Raw genomic sequence first — 13,827 nt, forward strand, 5'->3', positions numbered from 1 at the left:
CTTTTCCGTTTTGGCTGACAGATGCTGGTTCGCTCGCCCTTTATACTGTTCATAAGGTCAGTATTTGGGGCGAGGGATGGCACAGCATGACACCGGCTACAAGCTGCTGTTCGCGCACAAGGAGATGGTCCGGGGTGACAATGCAAGACTATCTGGATCGGCTGGAGGGCATGACGTTCGAACGTGTCACCTTCACCGCCGCCGCTTTCGCCGATTGGCTTCGGCTGATCAAGCAGCAGCTGGACCTGATGTCCCTGGTGGGGCGGTGCCAGTTGCACGCGATGGGGTATGTGGCCGGGCACACTTGCGGGTGTGGCGTGCACACGCCGCTGTCCGGGTACCCGCGGGCGTGTTGCCTGGGGCTGGTGCGTTCCCATCTGCTGTTGGCGGAGCTGGCGTTGTCCGCCGCCTGGCTGGACGGGCAGGCGCGGGGCTATCTCGAGGCCGGCTCGTCGGATCTGGAGCGGTCGTTCACCGAGTGGTCCCGGGAGCGGGTGGCCGCCGGGCTGATTACCCTCACCGGCTGGTGCGGCGCGCTGCACCATGCGGTGCTGGCGCTGGCCTGCGAAGAGTTGGATGCCGGCCGCGTCATGGCCCTGGACCTGGCGTTGTTGGGGCGGTTGGAGCGGTGACCATTCATCACCACGGCGCGGTGGACGGCGTTACCGGTTCCTGCCATGAGCTGGTGCTGGGGCCGGACGCCAGCCTGTTGATCGACTGCGGGCTGTTCCAGGGCGAGGACGCGGCGCCCCGGGGCGGGCCGGATCAGCTGGCCATCGGGTTCGACGTGCGCCGCATCAAGGCGTTGGTGGTTACCCACGTTCACATCGACCATGTGGGGCGTATTCCCTGGTTGCTGGCCGCCGGCTTCGAGGGGCCGATTCTGTGCAGCGAGCCGTCGGCGCGGTTGCTGCCGCTGGTGCTGGAGGACGCCTTCAAGCTGAGCCTGAGCCGCCAGACCGAGGCGGTGGCCCGCTATCTCCAGGTGATCGAACAACGGCTGGTGGCGCTGCCCTATGACCAGTGGCACGACGTGCACGATGAGGCGCGCATCCGGCTGAGGCGGTCCGGGCACATTCTCGGGTCCGCCTATGTGGAGTGCGACGTGGCCGGCCACCGCACGGTGTTTTCCGGTGATCTGGGCGCGCCCCATGCGCCGCTGCTGGATCCGCCGGTGCCGCCGGAGGGCTGCGATACCCTGGTGATCGAGAGCACCTACGGCGACCGCCGCCACGAGGGGCGGGCGCGCCGTCGGGAGCGGCTGGCGGCGGTGCTGCGGCGGGCGCTGCGCGACCAGGGCACGGTGCTGATTCCCGCTTTCAGTATCGGGCGCACCCAGGAGTTGCTCTACGAGCTGGAAGACATTATTGAGGAGGGCGGCGACGGCGAGGCGGTGGACGGGCTGCCTTGGCGCGAGCTGCCGGTGATTCTGGATTCGCCGCTGGCCACCCGCTTTACCCGGGTATATCGGGAGCTGGCCCGGTTCTGGCCAGTGGAGGCGCGGGCGCGCCGGGCGGCGGGGCGCCGGCCGCTGGCCTTCGAGCAGCGGCTGACCGTGGACGACCACGCCGCCCACCAGCGCATGGTGCGCCATCTGGCGGAGAGCCGCCGCCCGGCCATCGTGATCGCCGCCAGTGGTATGTGCACCGGCGGGCGCATCGTCAACTACCTGAAGGCCATGCTCGGCGACCCGCGCCACAACGTGCTGTTCGTGGGCTACCAGGCCGCCGGCACCCCCGGGCGCGCCATTCAGATCCACGGGCCGAACGGTGGCTATGTGGACCTGGACGGGGAGCGTATGACCATCCGCGCCGGCATCGAAACCCTGGGCGGCTACTCCGCCCACGCCGACCGGGACGGCCTGATTCACTTCGTCACCGGCCAGAGCCGCTGGCCCTCGCGCATTCTGATCGTGCACGGCGACCCGGACGCCAAACAGGCCCTGGCGGACGCCCTGCGGCAACGCTACCAGGCGGCCGGCAGGGCGGTGTCGGTGGAATGTCCCTCGTATGACCCGGCGTAGCTTGAGATAAATTCAGGCATTAGACGCTTTATTCGGTTTCCGGTAGTATGAGATTGACGATTGTGTATTTTCTCAGTGCGTGCTAACGTCCCACTTCCGCCACGCGGAAGTGGGACGTTAGCACGCACTGATCAAGAAATCCTTTTAAATCAAAGGCTTAGATGGAAATGCAACAGCAAGGACATTTCAACATACCCGGACGACTCCCGTTCCTGGAGGCGGTATGTTGGGATTTGCGCAATGTGCATGACCTTACCCCGGACGAAATGCTCAACCGTTATGAACGCGGCTGGGAATACCGGGGAGCGCTGGCCGATCTGGAAGGTCAAGAGAGAGCTTTTGTCCATAAACTTGCCGTGGCCAAGGGGTCTTGGCTGCAAGTAGATGTTTGATCACGAACATCATTGCAAGATTCTGCGTGTTCTCGACGCTCTGGATTCCTCCATATTCGAAAAAACCGGATCTTATTTCGGCGGCGGCACCCTGATTGCCTTGCTCCACGATGAATATCGCTGGAGCAAGGATATCGACTTTCTATGTCCCGTGGGGCCCGGGTATCGCGACTTGCGTAAAGCGGCCGCTGAAGCCGGGCATTCTCCCACTTTCCTCTTTCAAAACGTGAATGACCTGGAGTTCCCGCGCGAACTTCGGGCGGACCAATATGGTATCCGCTTTCTGGTGATGGCTGATGGCACGCCCATAAAGTTCGAGATTGTGGCCGAGGCCAGGATCGAGCTCGGTAAACCGGAAAAATACCCTTGGCTGAACACTCCCTGCCTGAATCGAGTGGACCGATACGCGGAAAAATTACTGGCGAATGCGGATCGATGGGCGGATTCGGCCATCGAATCCCGTGATTTAATTGATTTGGCGGTTCTGAGGTTGCATGAAGGGCTTTGCGAAGAGGCCATCTCGAAAGCCGAGGAGGCCTATCCCGTCGTGGAACCGCTCGCCAAGGCCTTGCAAAAGTTTCAATCCACCCAGGCTTATCGAAGCAAATGCTTCGACGCACTGCAGATCCAGAACCGGTCCGTGATTATCGACGGCATTGACCTGCTTGCGACGGACCAGGGCATGGAGCGAACCGAGCGTTCCCGCGACGAACTCTGATCTGCTTTTAATGCTTGCGGAGCGATGGGTCGCCGCGAAGGCTGTCGCCAACGACCGCCATTACCACCACATCCGCGATTTGGACCTGCGGGTGTTTTGTCCTTGAGTGATAAGGCGTTCGGTTTGTCCCTCTTTTCTTCCGTCATTCTGTTCGTTTTCCCCGTTGCGTTGATGCTCGACCCCCGGGCGGCCGGTCTGGTGGCTCTGCTGGCCGGTGTCTGGGCGTTGGCGGCGGCGTCGTGCCGGCCGGCTGACGGGCCCGCGCCGGCGGCGGCCGGCGCCTGGCTGCTCGCTCTGCTGGCGTTCGCGGGCCATTGGCTGCTGGACGCGGGGCGTGGCGGCGGGGTGCCGACGGCGGCGCACACCCTGGCTTCCCTGCCGTACTGGCCGCTGGCGGCGGCGGGGCTGTTCGTGGCGTGGCGGCGCTTTCCGCCGGCGCCGGCGGCGCTGTGGTGGGGCGCGGCCCTGGCGGCGGCGGTGGCCGGGGCCCTTCTGTTGCATCAGTGGGGCGGCACGGTGCGGGTCCGGGTGCGCACCGACATGAACTCGATTCCCTTCGGTAATCTTTCCCTGTGCTTGGGGGTATTGGCCCTGTTGGGCGGCCTGTTCCAGCGGCGCGATCCGCGTTGGGGCGCGCTGCTGGTGTCGGCGGGTGTGCTCGGCCTGGTGGCGTCGTTGCTGTCCGGCACACGGGGCGGCTGGATCACGCTGCCGGCGGTGGTGCTGATGCTGGCCGCCTGGCGGGGTGGGGCGCTCTGGCGCCGTTGGTCGTCCCTGCCGCTGGCCTGGCGCGGGGCCGGTTGGGCCCTGCTGCTGGCGCTGCTGGTGTTCGCGGCGGCGCGGGTGTGGCCCCGGGTGGAGGATCTGTTCAGCGATCTGCATCGCTTCGCGGCGGACGGCATTACCGGCACCTCCGTGGGGCTGCGCCTGGATATGTGGGGCACCGCCTGGTCGCTGTTTCTGCAGAAGCCCTGGCTGGGCTGGGGCGAGCAGGGCCTGGCCCTGGAATTGCAACGGCTGATCGAGGCGGGGCGTCTCAACGAGCAGGCGCAGTACTTCGGCTATCAACTGCACGGCGATGTGCTGGACACCCTGGCGCGGCGCGGGCTGCTGGGGCTGGGTACACTGCTGCCGCTGTATCTGGTGCCGGCCTGGCTGTGTTGGCGGCGGCTGCGCCAGGCGGGCGCCGTGGCCATGGCGGGGCTTCTGACGGTGGTGATGTTCGCCGGCTTCGGGTTGACCCAGAGCCAGTTCCGGGACCCGCACACTCTGGCGGGGTACCTGGTTCTGATGTCCGGGTTGTTGGTGATGTCGGTCCGGGTCGGAGGGGGCGGGCGGCCCGGCTAGGGCGTTTTACAATTCGACGTATTCTTTTACGAAAATCCACCTTTCACGGCGGTCGCGTGCGCGCGATTGTCATATGGATGGCTTACACTGCGCCCTGCCTTGAGAGAATTGAGAGAAACCAGGGCCCACCCTGGCAGCTTATCACGCTTTTTTCGTAGCTGTGCACCCCTCTTTTCGGGTCTGTGCAAAATATTGTGGATCGGTTATCGTCCGGCCCGCCAACTTACACCAAGAAGGAAGACGGCATGGAAGTCGGAGTACTGGGGTCATTTCTGGTACCGCTGAGCAGCATGCTCGCCGCGTTTGGATTTTTGCCGCTGGCCCACCGTCTGGGCTTCGTGGATCATCCCAATGGTCGTAAGCAGCACGCGGCGCCGGTGCCCCTGGCGGGCGGTGGCGTGGTGTTTGTCGGCCTGATGGTGGCGGGTCTGGCCACCGGCCTGTGGAACGGCGAGGGGTGGGGCTGGTTCCTCACCGCCGCGGTGATTCTGACCACCGTGGGCACCCTGGACGACATTTACGACCTGAGCGCCCGCTGGCGCTTTCTGATCCAGGGCGTCACCGTGGCTCTGGCCTGTGCCGTGTCCGGCGTCTACATCAATAGCCTGGGTCTGCTGCTGGGCGACAGCGTGCTGTTGCTGGGCGGCTTCTTCGGTCTGGTGTTCACCCTGGTGTGCGCGCTGGCGTGCATCAACGCCTACAACATGATCGACGGCATCGACGGCCAGGCCGGCAGCGTCACCTTGATTACCCTGGCCGGCGTGGCGGTGCTGTCCACCGTGTCGGGCCACCAAAACACCGGCCTGTTCGCCGGGCTCTCCTGCCTGGCGCTGCTGGTCTATCTGATGTTCAACCTGGAAGCGCCCTGGCTGCGCGGTCGCAAGATGTTCCTGGGCGACGGCGGCTCCAATCTGCTGGGCTTCCTGGTGCTGTGGCTGGTGGTGCTGGGCAGCCAGCGCGACGGCAGCTTCGCGCCGATCGTGGCGGTGTGGCTGGTGGGCGTGCCGATTCTGGACATGCTGGCGGTGTTCATGCGCCGCACCCTGAGCGGCCGCTCGCCGTTCAGCGCCGACCGTACTCACATCCATCATCTGCTGCTGGACCACGGCTTCAACGCCCGCCAGGCTCTGCTGGTGGTGGTGGCCATGCACGCGGCCATGGTCGGTTTCGGGGTGGTGGGCACCCTGGCCGGTTGGTCGGAACTGACCCTTACCGTGGGCACCTTCGTGGCCGGCGGCCTTTACTTCTCTCTCAGCTTCCTGCTCGGCACCGGCCGCCTGACCGCCCTGGTGGCGGCGTCCCGCACCGAACGCTGAAAAGCGCCTTTAGGGGTCCCGCAGGGGCCGCTGGCGGCCAATGATCTCGGTGGGTTCGCCCACCCAGATCAGCTTGTAGCCGCATTCCTCCAAAGCACGCAGGGCGGGCTCGTCGTGATCGCGGAAGGATTCCGGGATGGCGGTGGGCATTTTCAGGTGCAGGCGCACCAGGCCGGCGGCCAGATCGTCGGTGGGGCGGCGCGGGTAGCGCACCAGAATCACCTGTTCCAGGCCGGTGGGGGTTTCCAGGACCACGGTCCAGACCTTCTCGTAGTGCTCGTCCACGTCCACGTCCATGTTCATCTTATTGTCCTCCTTGGTTCCCTGAAGCTTTACATGGGTTGTGCCGGACCGTCTGTAGGATAAAGAGGTAAATGCTTGTAGGAGAAAACTTACACAGCCCGGCATGAGCGCCTTCCCAGCCTTGGGCTGATACCAAATGAGAACGATTAACTCCTTGATTCCATTGAAAAATAATTCCGAAAGGGTAGCGCGCGCCGAATAATGGCGGCATACTCCGCGCATAATTTCCTGCCATCAAGGAGCGCCCCCCAATGAAAGGTCATCCGGACGTGATCGAATGTCTGCAGGAACTGCTGCGCGGCGAGCTGGCCGCCCGCGACCAGTACTTCCTGCATTCGCGCCAATACGAGGACCAGGGCTACGGCAAGCTCTACGAGCGCATCCACCACGAGATGGAAGAGGAAACCCAGCACGCCGACGCCATTCTGCGCCGCCTGCTGTTCCTGGAAGGCACCCCGGACATGAGCCCGCACCCGATGAAGCCGGGGCACACGGTGATGGAAATGCTGGAAGCGGACCTGCGGCTGGAATACGAAGTGCGTGAGAACCTGGCCAACGCCATCGCCCTGTGCGAATCGGTGCGCGACTACGTCACCCGTGACATGCTGCGCCAGCAGCTCGCCGACACCGAGGAAGACCACACCCACTGGCTGGAACAGCAACTGCGCCTGATCAAGCACATCGGCGAGGAAAACTACCGCCAGTCCCAGATGTCCTAAGCCCGCCTCGCCAGCCGGCGCGCTCCCGCGCGCCGGCCTTCATGCTTCCCGTTCCTCTTTGCTCCATTCGCCAGTGACACCGCCGGTACCCGCGCGGTAATGTGAGGTGTCGGAACCCGGAGCCCTCCTATGAATTCGCACATTCGAGATCTTCCCGTCGACCAACGCCTTCGTCTGGTGGAGGACCTTTGGGACAGCATTGCGGCGGACCAGGGCAATGTGGAGCTGACCGACGCCCATCGCCAGGAACTCGACCGCCGCCTGGACGCTTACCATCAGGACCAGCTTCCCGGCGCGGACATGCTTGAAGTGCTGGATAGGGTACGCAATCGGCTATGACTCACACCGTCCGGATTCGCCCGGACGCCGAGTGGGATCTTGAAGACGCTGCCCGATGGTATGAATCTCAGCAGCAGGGACTGGGGCAAGCCTTCCTGAACTCGGTGTCCGAAACCCTGCATTTGATCCAGGAAAATCCCCTCGCTTTCCCCCGGGTCCACCGGGACTCCCGCCGCGCTCTCATACGCAAATTCCCTTTCGGCGTGCATTTTGTTATTTCTGAAGACGCCGTCGTCGTGATCGTCGTCATGCACGGCAGCCGCGACCCCCGGCGTTGGAAAATTCGGACCTAGTGGTCATCTCGGTCGAATGACCGGGCTCATGGAAGGCTTTCTGAAATAAGAAGGCGCCCCGAAGGGCGCCGTTGCTCGATACGATGGAGAATGATGTCGTGTCGAGCCGCCACACGGGTGGTCACATCCGTGCTGAGCCATGGACGCGCGACCTTGAGAGCCTGCCCTTCCGCGCTATTTACGGCAACGGCCAGATAGAAATAATTTGTATACCGCCCGCCACGACCCGCCCCAAGCTCTTCTTCTGAGTAAAAAATAACCACTTTGCCCTAATGCCCCTTTTTGTATAGCGGCGTAGCATGCTTGTCCCGTGGAACGGACCGGAAAACGCACAAGAACGCACAAGAGGGATATTGGCGTGGACGTGGAGGTACTGGGACCCTTTCTCGTGCCGTTGAGCAGCGCGCTGGCTGCCTTCGGCTTTCTGCCACTGGCCCGCCGGGCCGGATTCGTCGATCACCCCAACGCGCGCAAACAGCACGGCATGCCGGTGCCTTTGATCGGCGGTGTGGTGGTGTTCGTGGGCCTGATCATGGCCGGTCTCACCACCGGGCTGTGGCGCGGCGAAGGCTGGGGCTGGTTTCTGGCCGCGGCGGTGGTGCTGACCGCCATCGGTACCCTGGACGATATCTTCGATCTCAGCGCCCGCTGGCGGTTCCTGTGGCAGGGCATCACGGTGGCCCTGGCCTGCGCCGCGTCCGGGGTCTATATCGAGACGCTGGGGGCCCTGTTCGGCGGCGGCGCGGTGATGCTGGCCGGGTTGACCGGGCTGGGTTTCACCGTGCTGTGCGCCCTGGCCTGCATCAACGCCTACAACATGATCGATGGCATCGACGGCCAGGCCGGCGGGGTCACGCTGCTCACCCTGGCCGGAGTGGCGATTCTGTCGGCGGCGGCGGGGCACAATGGCACAGGGCTGTTCGCGGCGCTGGCCTGCCTGGCGCTGCTCACCTATCTGATGTTCAACCTGGAAATTCCGCTGCTCAGGGGCTGGAAGATGTTCCTGGGCGACGGCGGCTCCACCTTGCTGGGTTTTCTGGTGCTGTGGCTGGTGGTGGCCGGCAGCCAGCGTGACGGCAGTTTCCCGCCGATCGTGGCGGTGTGGCTGGTGGGCGTGCCGATCCTGGATATGCTGGCGGTGTTCGCGCGCCGTCTGCTGGCGGGCGCTCGCCGTTCAGCGCCGACCGCACTCACATCCACCACCTGTTGCTCGACCGCGGGCTCCATCCCCGACAGGCGCTGATCAGGGTGATGGCGATGCACGGCGCCATGGTGGCGTTCGGCGTGGCCGGCACCCTGGCCGGCTGGTCGGAGCTGACCCTGACTCTTGGCACCTTCGTGGCCGCCGCTTTCTATTTCTCCCTGAGCTTCCTGTTGGGCCGGCCCCGGCTGCCCGTGGCGGAACGCCTCTGACCGTATCGGTGATCGCGGCGGGAACGGGGCGGCTCCTAAAGGGCAGGGCGGATGTGCTATTCTCGCGCCTCTCCTGAATACCACCCGACCCGGCGTCATCTGCCTATGCTCAATGGACCCTTTCCCCCCTGGCCGTCCTTCACCGAGGAAGAAGCGGACGCGGTGCGCCGCGTGCTGTTGTCCAACCGGGTGAACTACTGGACCGGCGACGAAGCCCGCCAGTTCGAGCGGGAATTCGCCGCCTTCGCCGGCACCGAACACGCCGTCGCCGTGGCCAACGGCACCGTGGCCCTGGAGCTGGCCCTGCGGGCGCTGGGCCTGGGGCCCGGTGACGAGGTGGTGGTGCCGCCGCGCACCTTCGTGGCCTCCGCCAGCGCGGTGATCAATGTGGGTGCCACGCCGGTGTTCGCCGACATCGACCGGGACAGCCAGAATCTCACCGCCGCCACCGTGGAAGCGGTGCTGACGCCGCGTACCCGGGCGGTGGTGGCGGTGCATCTGGCCGGCTGGCCCTGCGACATGGACGCGCTGATGGAGCTGGCCCGGCGCCACGATCTGCGCGTGGTGGAAGACTGCGCCCAGGCCCACGGCGCCACCTGGAACGGCCGCCCGGTGGGCGGCCTCGGCGACGTGGGCTGCTGGTCGTTCTGCCAGGACAAGATCATGTCCACCGGCGGCGAGGGCGGCATGATCACGGTCAACGACCGGGCGCTGTGGTCGCGGATCTGGAGTGCCAAGGACCATGGCAAAAGCTGGGCGGAGGTCTACGAGCGCGACCACCCGCCGGGGTTCCGCTGGCTGCACGAGGGCCTGGGCACCAACGCCCGGCTCACCGAGATGCAGGCGGTGATCGGCCGCCTGCAGCTGGCGCGCATGGCGGAGTGGACCCGTATCCGCCGGGCCCATTGCGACACCCTCTGGCACGCCGCCCGCGCCATGCCCGGGCTGCGCGTGCCCTCGCCGCCGGCGGCGGTGGGGCACGCCGGCTACAAAGCCTACGTGTTCGTGGAGCCGGCGGCGCTGGCCCCGGGCTGGGACCGGGACCGAATCATGAATGAGGTAGTGGCCCGGGACGTGCCCTGTTTTTCCGGGTCCTGCTCCGAGGTGTACCTGGAAAAATGCTTCCAGGAACGCGGCCTGGGGCCGGCGGCGCCGCTGCCGGTGGCCCGGGAACTGGGCGAGACCAGCCTGATGTTCCTGGTGCACCCGACCCTGGACGAGAGCCACCTGGCGCGCACCGTCGAGGCGCTGGGCGAGGTCATGGCGCAAGCGACCGGCGCAAGCGAGCCGCGGTGACATTTTGCTGAAATTTACAAAAACCTCTGCTAACGTGCGGTTTTTCCTGGCATTCCACGGTCCGAGATGAATTCACCCCTGCTGCAACGTGTGGGCGCACGTCTGCTGCGCAGCGCCCGCTGGCAAAAGCGCGCCATCATGCTGGTGGCGGACGCGCTGGCGTTGCCGGTGCTGCTGTGGATGGCGTTCGCGTTGCGGTTCAGCAGTTTTCTGGTGCCGGTGGAGCCGCTGTGGCTGATCGCCGCCTGCGCCCTGGTGCCGGTGGGCTTCCTTTACGCCTGCGGCTTCTATCGCTCCATCGTCCGTTATCAGGGCACCGAGGCGGTGTGGCCGGTGCTGTTCGGCATGTCCGGCTCGGTGGTCACCCTGGCCGCCATGGTCTACATGACCAATGCCTGGCTGCCACGCTCGATCCTGGTGATCTTCTGGGTGCTGGCGGTGCTCTATCTGGGCGTCAGCCGTACCCTGGCCCGCCGCTTCCTGCTCAACGCCATGGCCAACAATCCCAACCGGGAACCGGTGGCGGTGTTCGGCGCCGGGTCCGCTGGCGCCCAGCTGGTGCGGGCCCTGCAGGCGGGCCGCGAGCTGCAGCCGGTGATGGTGGTGGACGATTCCCGCAGCAAGCAGGGCACGCTGCTGTCCGGCGTGGAAGTGGGCGACCGGGACCGGCTGCGCCAGCTGGTGGCGGCGGGGCGGGTGCGCTCGGTGCTGCTGGCCATGCCGTCGCTGCCGCGCCACCGGCGCATGGCGCTGGTCACCTGGCTGGAAACCCTGGACGTGCGCGTGCAGACGGTGCCCACCTTCGCCGACATCGCCACCGGCAAGGCCCGCCTGGACGAGATCAAGGACGTGGCCATCGAGGATCTGCTGGGCCGCGATCCGGTGCCGCCCCGGGAAGACCTGCTCAGTTACTGCATCCGCGACAAGAGCGTGCTGGTGACCGGCGCCGGCGGGTCCATCGGCTCGGAGCTGTGCCGCCAGATTCTGCTGATCGGCCCGCGCCGGCTGATTCTGTTCGAACAGAGCGAAGTGGCGCTGTACGACATCGAGCGGGAGCTGCGCGACAAGATCAAGCTGGCCGGCCGCCATATCGAGCTGATCCCGGCGTTGGGCTCGGTGGTCAACCGGGGCCATGTGCGGCGTCTGTGCGAGGCCCATGGCGTGGACACGCTTTATCACGCCGCCGCCTATAAACATGTGCCGATCATCGAGGACAATCCGGTGGCCGGCCTGCGCAACAACGTGCTGGGCACCCTGGAAGCGGCGGAGGGCGCGGAGGCCGCCGGGGTCAAGCATTTCATTCTGATTTCCACGGACAAGGCGGTGCGGCCCACCAACGTGATGGGCGCCACCAAGCGCTTCGCGGAACTGTTGCTGCAGGGCATGGCCGCGCGCGGCAGCGCCACGGTGTTCTCCATGGTGCGCTTCGGCAATGTGCTGGGCTCCTCCGGATCGGTGGTGCCGCTGTTCCGTGACCAGATTACCCGGGGCGGGCCGGTCACCGTCACCCACCCGGATGTGATCCGTTATTTCATGACCATCCCGGAAGCGGCCCAGTTGGTGATCCAGGCCGGCGCCATGGCCCGCGGCGGCGAGGTGTTCGTGCTGGATATGGGCGAACCGGTGCGCATCCTGGACCTGGCCCACGCCATGGTGCGCCTGATGGGCCTTACCGTGCGTGACGAGCATCATCCGGACGGCGACATCGAGATCGTATTTTCCGGCCTGCGGCCCGGCGAAAAGCTGTACGAAGAGTTACTGATCGGTGAGTGCGCCAGCGGCACCCGCCACGAAATGATCATGCAGGCCAGCGAGGAAATGCTCGGCATGGAGCAGTTGCGGGCCGCGCTGGACGCTTTCCGGGTGGCGCTGGAACGCGGCGACGGCGAGGCGGTCAAGGCGCTGCTGCGCGAGCACGTGGTCGGTTACCGTGGCGCGCCGCCGGCGCTGGTGGGTCCGGTTCCGGCGCCCGCCGACGACACCGTGGCTGCCCGACCGCTGCACTAACCGCCGTACATCAGTCTTTACATCCCTTCACTGAAATTCCCCTTCCTCTTCGTTAGTCTCTCACTGTTTATTCACCTCGGCGCTCGCATGATGCGCGCCTCTAGCTTATTGATTTGATGTGAATCAGGGAAACAATTGGTTACTGTATGTACAAAATCGGTGTTTTTCTGTACGCTCTGCGCCGTGAGCAAAGTGTGAGCAATATCACACTTTTTTCATTCTTCCGAGCTGCGGGATAAAAAAGTAATGACAAAGCCCTATGACGAGCAGGCTGGTTTCAGGAAGAAGGCGGGGGAAAAGGATTTCAAAATCAGACGCGTAGGTGGCCGGTCCCAGCCTGCCGCCGAGCCCGCGCGTGACTCCGGATGGACGCTGCTGGATCAGGTGGCCGGTAAAAAACCGGCGCCGGCGTCCACGGCGGAGCCGGAGGTGCCGGCCATGGCGGCCCAGAGCAGTCCGTTCGCCAGCGCCGCGCCGGCCCCGGTGGCCGCGGCCGCCACGGCGTCCGCCGTGCCCGCCGGCGCCGCCAGGCCGGCGGAACCGGTGGACGAGCCGGCCGCGCGGCCGCGCTTTCGCTCCCTGCTGTCCGGCCAGCCGGAACACGCCACGGAAGCGGTCAGCGGCGCCTATAACGGCACGCCACTCAAGGCCCTGTTACGCCGCATCGCCGAGCGTCAGGCGATGAACCGGCCGTCCGGGTTTGATGAATGGCGTTAATCTCGGTTGTCTCCCCCAAGGGCGGCGTGGGCAAGACCACCTGCGTCGCTAATCTGGCCTACGGCATCCGTCGCCTCGGTTACCGCGTGGTGGTGGTCGACTTCGACGCCCAGAACGCCCTGCGTCTGCATTTCGGCGTGCCACTGAGCGACGGCGACGGCTATGTGCACGACGCCGTGGAGACCGACGACTGGCGCACCCTGGCGCGGCCGGTGGCGGAAGGTGTGTACCTGCTGGCCTATGGCGACGTGCCCCGCGAGGAACGGCGCGCCTTTGACCGGGCCCTGGAGCAACCCGGCTTTCTGGAGCGCCCCCTGTCGTCGCTGACCGCCACGCCGGGCACGGTGGTGATCGCCGACCTGCCGCCCGGCGACTCCAACGCCCTGTGGGCGGTGAGCCGGCTGGCGGACCTGCGCATCACCGTGCTGCTGGCCGATTCCGCCTCCGTCTCCCTGTTGCCCCGAGTGGAAGAAGGGCACTTTTACCCCGAGGACGTGCCCGCCGGCAGCCACCACGGCTATGTGCTGAACCAGGTCGATCCGCGGCGGCGGCTGAATACGGAAATCACCGATTTCATCGCCCGGCGCCACGGCAGTGAGCTGCTCGGGCTGATCCACCACGACGAGGCCTTTCCCGAGGCCAACAGCCGGCAGCGATCGGTGTTCGAGCAAGCGCCCAACTCCAGAGGCGCGGCGGACATCTCCCGTTGCGTGGCGCGTATACTTGAACAATTGGCGGAAATGGACGGGACCGCCGTGGTTGAGGTGCCGGGCGGCGCTTCCTGAGGGTTTTGAATGACAGCCAGGTCGGATCGGGGGAAGACCCTTCGCGGGCGAGTAATGTTGATTCTGGCGGTGTTGTTGGCGACACCGCCTTTGTTCTTTTTTATGGGTATCCGGATTAAGTGGTAGATGGAGCCCCCTTGCTCCTTCGAACCCTTAACT

The 13,827-nt window shown here is 65.4% G+C and carries 16 protein-coding genes; 15 read left to right on the forward strand and 1 reads right to left on the reverse strand.

The genetic code is table 11. The features are described 5' to 3' along the window. Positions 1-134: 134 nt before the first annotated feature. From IM760_RS18840 to IM760_RS08550, 6 genes are all read left to right on the forward strand, one after another. Entirely contained in the window at positions 135-632 is a 498-nt protein-coding gene (locus IM760_RS18840; protein ID WP_239549696.1) for a hypothetical protein, read from the forward strand. Further along, positions 629-2,023: an MBL fold metallo-hydrolase gene (locus IM760_RS08530; RefSeq protein ID WP_338021386.1), complete on the forward strand. Its 1,395-nt coding sequence runs from the start codon at positions 629-631 to the stop codon at positions 2,021-2,023. The genes IM760_RS18840 and IM760_RS08530 overlap by 4 nt, the downstream gene beginning before the upstream one ends. A gap of 161 nt (positions 2,024-2,184) precedes the next feature. After that, positions 2,185-2,415: a hypothetical protein gene (locus IM760_RS08535; protein WP_204428333.1), complete on the forward strand. Its 231-nt coding sequence runs from the start codon at positions 2,185-2,187 to the stop codon at positions 2,413-2,415. Beyond that, positions 2,408-3,133, forward strand: a complete 726-nt coding sequence (locus IM760_RS08540) for a nucleotidyl transferase AbiEii/AbiGii toxin family protein (protein ID WP_204428334.1) — start codon at positions 2,408-2,410, stop codon at positions 3,131-3,133. Before IM760_RS08535 ends, IM760_RS08540 begins: the two co-directional genes overlap by 8 nt. Before the next feature lie 171 nt (positions 3,134-3,304). Continuing rightward, positions 3,305-4,480 (forward strand): O-antigen ligase family protein, encoded by a 1,176-nt coding sequence (locus IM760_RS08545; RefSeq protein ID WP_204428335.1) that lies wholly within the window; start codon positions 3,305-3,307, stop codon positions 4,478-4,480. 245 nt (positions 4,481-4,725) lie between these two features. After that, positions 4,726-5,796: a hypothetical protein gene (locus IM760_RS08550; protein WP_204428336.1), complete on the forward strand. Its 1,071-nt coding sequence runs from the start codon at positions 4,726-4,728 to the stop codon at positions 5,794-5,796. Between the two features lie 9 nt (positions 5,797-5,805). Here IM760_RS08550 and IM760_RS08555 read toward each other — a convergent pair whose 3' ends face one another. Continuing rightward, on the reverse strand, positions 5,806-6,099 hold the full coding sequence (locus tag IM760_RS08555) for a hypothetical protein (protein ID WP_204428337.1): 294 nt from the start codon (positions 6,097-6,099) through the stop codon (positions 5,806-5,808). A 251-nt stretch (positions 6,100-6,350) separates the two neighbouring features. On the opposite strand from IM760_RS08555, the gene bfr reads away from it, so the two are divergent. The 9 genes from bfr (at position 6,351) to bcsQ (ending at position 13,668) form a co-directional block, all read left to right on the forward strand. Beyond that, a complete protein-coding gene (gene bfr, locus IM760_RS08560) occupies positions 6,351-6,818 on the forward strand; it encodes a bacterioferritin (RefSeq protein ID WP_204428339.1) in 468 nt (155 codons plus the stop codon). A 129-nt stretch (positions 6,819-6,947) separates the two neighbouring features. Next, the gene (locus tag IM760_RS08565) at positions 6,948-7,157 is read left to right on the forward strand and encodes an addiction module protein (protein ID WP_204428340.1); all 210 of its coding nucleotides are present in this window, start codon (positions 6,948-6,950) and stop codon (positions 7,155-7,157) included. Continuing rightward, positions 7,154-7,450 (forward strand): type II toxin-antitoxin system RelE/ParE family toxin, encoded by a 297-nt coding sequence (locus tag IM760_RS08570; RefSeq protein WP_204428341.1) that lies wholly within the window; start codon positions 7,154-7,156, stop codon positions 7,448-7,450. Before IM760_RS08565 ends, IM760_RS08570 begins: the two co-directional genes overlap by 4 nt. Positions 7,451-7,808: 358 nt before the next feature. Further along, positions 7,809-8,693, forward strand: a complete 885-nt coding sequence (locus IM760_RS08575) for an MraY family glycosyltransferase (RefSeq protein WP_204428342.1) — start codon at positions 7,809-7,811, stop codon at positions 8,691-8,693. Between the two features lie 8 nt (positions 8,694-8,701). Then, entirely contained in the window at positions 8,702-8,863 is a 162-nt protein-coding gene (locus tag IM760_RS08580; RefSeq protein WP_204428343.1) for a hypothetical protein, read from the forward strand. A gap of 105 nt (positions 8,864-8,968) precedes the next feature. After that, positions 8,969-10,159, forward strand: a complete 1,191-nt coding sequence (locus tag IM760_RS08585) for a DegT/DnrJ/EryC1/StrS family aminotransferase (protein ID WP_204428344.1) — start codon at positions 8,969-8,971, stop codon at positions 10,157-10,159. A 66-nt stretch (positions 10,160-10,225) separates the two neighbouring features. After that, the gene (locus IM760_RS08590) at positions 10,226-12,166 is read left to right on the forward strand and encodes a polysaccharide biosynthesis protein (RefSeq protein ID WP_239549697.1); all 1,941 of its coding nucleotides are present in this window, start codon (positions 10,226-10,228) and stop codon (positions 12,164-12,166) included. A 384-nt stretch (positions 12,167-12,550) separates the two neighbouring features. After that, on the forward strand, positions 12,551-12,883 hold the full coding sequence (locus tag IM760_RS08595; RefSeq protein WP_204428346.1) for a hypothetical protein: 333 nt from the start codon (positions 12,551-12,553) through the stop codon (positions 12,881-12,883). After that, on the forward strand, positions 12,874-13,668 hold the full coding sequence (bcsQ, locus tag IM760_RS08600) for a cellulose biosynthesis protein BcsQ (RefSeq protein WP_204428348.1): 795 nt from the start codon (positions 12,874-12,876) through the stop codon (positions 13,666-13,668). The genes IM760_RS08595 and bcsQ overlap by 10 nt, the downstream gene beginning before the upstream one ends. Positions 13,669-13,827 lie beyond the last annotated feature (159 nt).

The sequence above is a fragment of the Alloalcanivorax marinus genome (assembly GCF_016906305.1).
Lineage (GTDB): Bacteria > Pseudomonadota > Gammaproteobacteria > Pseudomonadales > Alcanivoracaceae > Alloalcanivorax > Alloalcanivorax marinus.

Excerpts from the sequence above, each read along its gene's own strand:
- bfr (WP_204428339.1), top strand. The coding sequence starts at position 6,351 with ATGAAAGGTCATCCGGACGTGATCGAATGTCTGCAGGAACTGCTGCGC.
- IM760_RS08565 (WP_204428340.1), top strand. The coding sequence starts at position 6,948 with ATGAATTCGCACATTCGAGATCTTCCCGTCGACCAACGCCTTCGTCTG.
- IM760_RS08590 (WP_239549697.1), top strand. The coding sequence starts at position 10,226 with ATGAATTCACCCCTGCTGCAACGTGTGGGCGCACGTCTGCTGCGCAGC.
- IM760_RS08585 (WP_204428344.1), top strand. The coding sequence starts at position 8,969 with ATGCTCAATGGACCCTTTCCCCCCTGGCCGTCCTTCACCGAGGAAGAA.
- IM760_RS08535 (WP_204428333.1), top strand. The coding sequence starts at position 2,185 with ATGGAAATGCAACAGCAAGGACATTTCAACATACCCGGACGACTCCCG.
- IM760_RS08545 (WP_204428335.1), top strand. The coding sequence starts at position 3,305 with ATGCTCGACCCCCGGGCGGCCGGTCTGGTGGCTCTGCTGGCCGGTGTC.
- bcsQ (WP_204428348.1), top strand. The coding sequence starts at position 12,874 with ATGGCGTTAATCTCGGTTGTCTCCCCCAAGGGCGGCGTGGGCAAGACC.
- IM760_RS08555 (WP_204428337.1), bottom strand. The coding sequence starts at position 6,099 with ATGAACATGGACGTGGACGTGGACGAGCACTACGAGAAGGTCTGGACC.
- IM760_RS08550 (WP_204428336.1), top strand. The coding sequence starts at position 4,726 with ATGGAAGTCGGAGTACTGGGGTCATTTCTGGTACCGCTGAGCAGCATG.
- IM760_RS08580 (WP_204428343.1), top strand. The coding sequence starts at position 8,702 with ATGGCGATGCACGGCGCCATGGTGGCGTTCGGCGTGGCCGGCACCCTG.
- IM760_RS08570 (WP_204428341.1), top strand. The coding sequence starts at position 7,154 with ATGACTCACACCGTCCGGATTCGCCCGGACGCCGAGTGGGATCTTGAA.
- IM760_RS08540 (WP_204428334.1), top strand. The coding sequence starts at position 2,408 with ATGTTTGATCACGAACATCATTGCAAGATTCTGCGTGTTCTCGACGCT.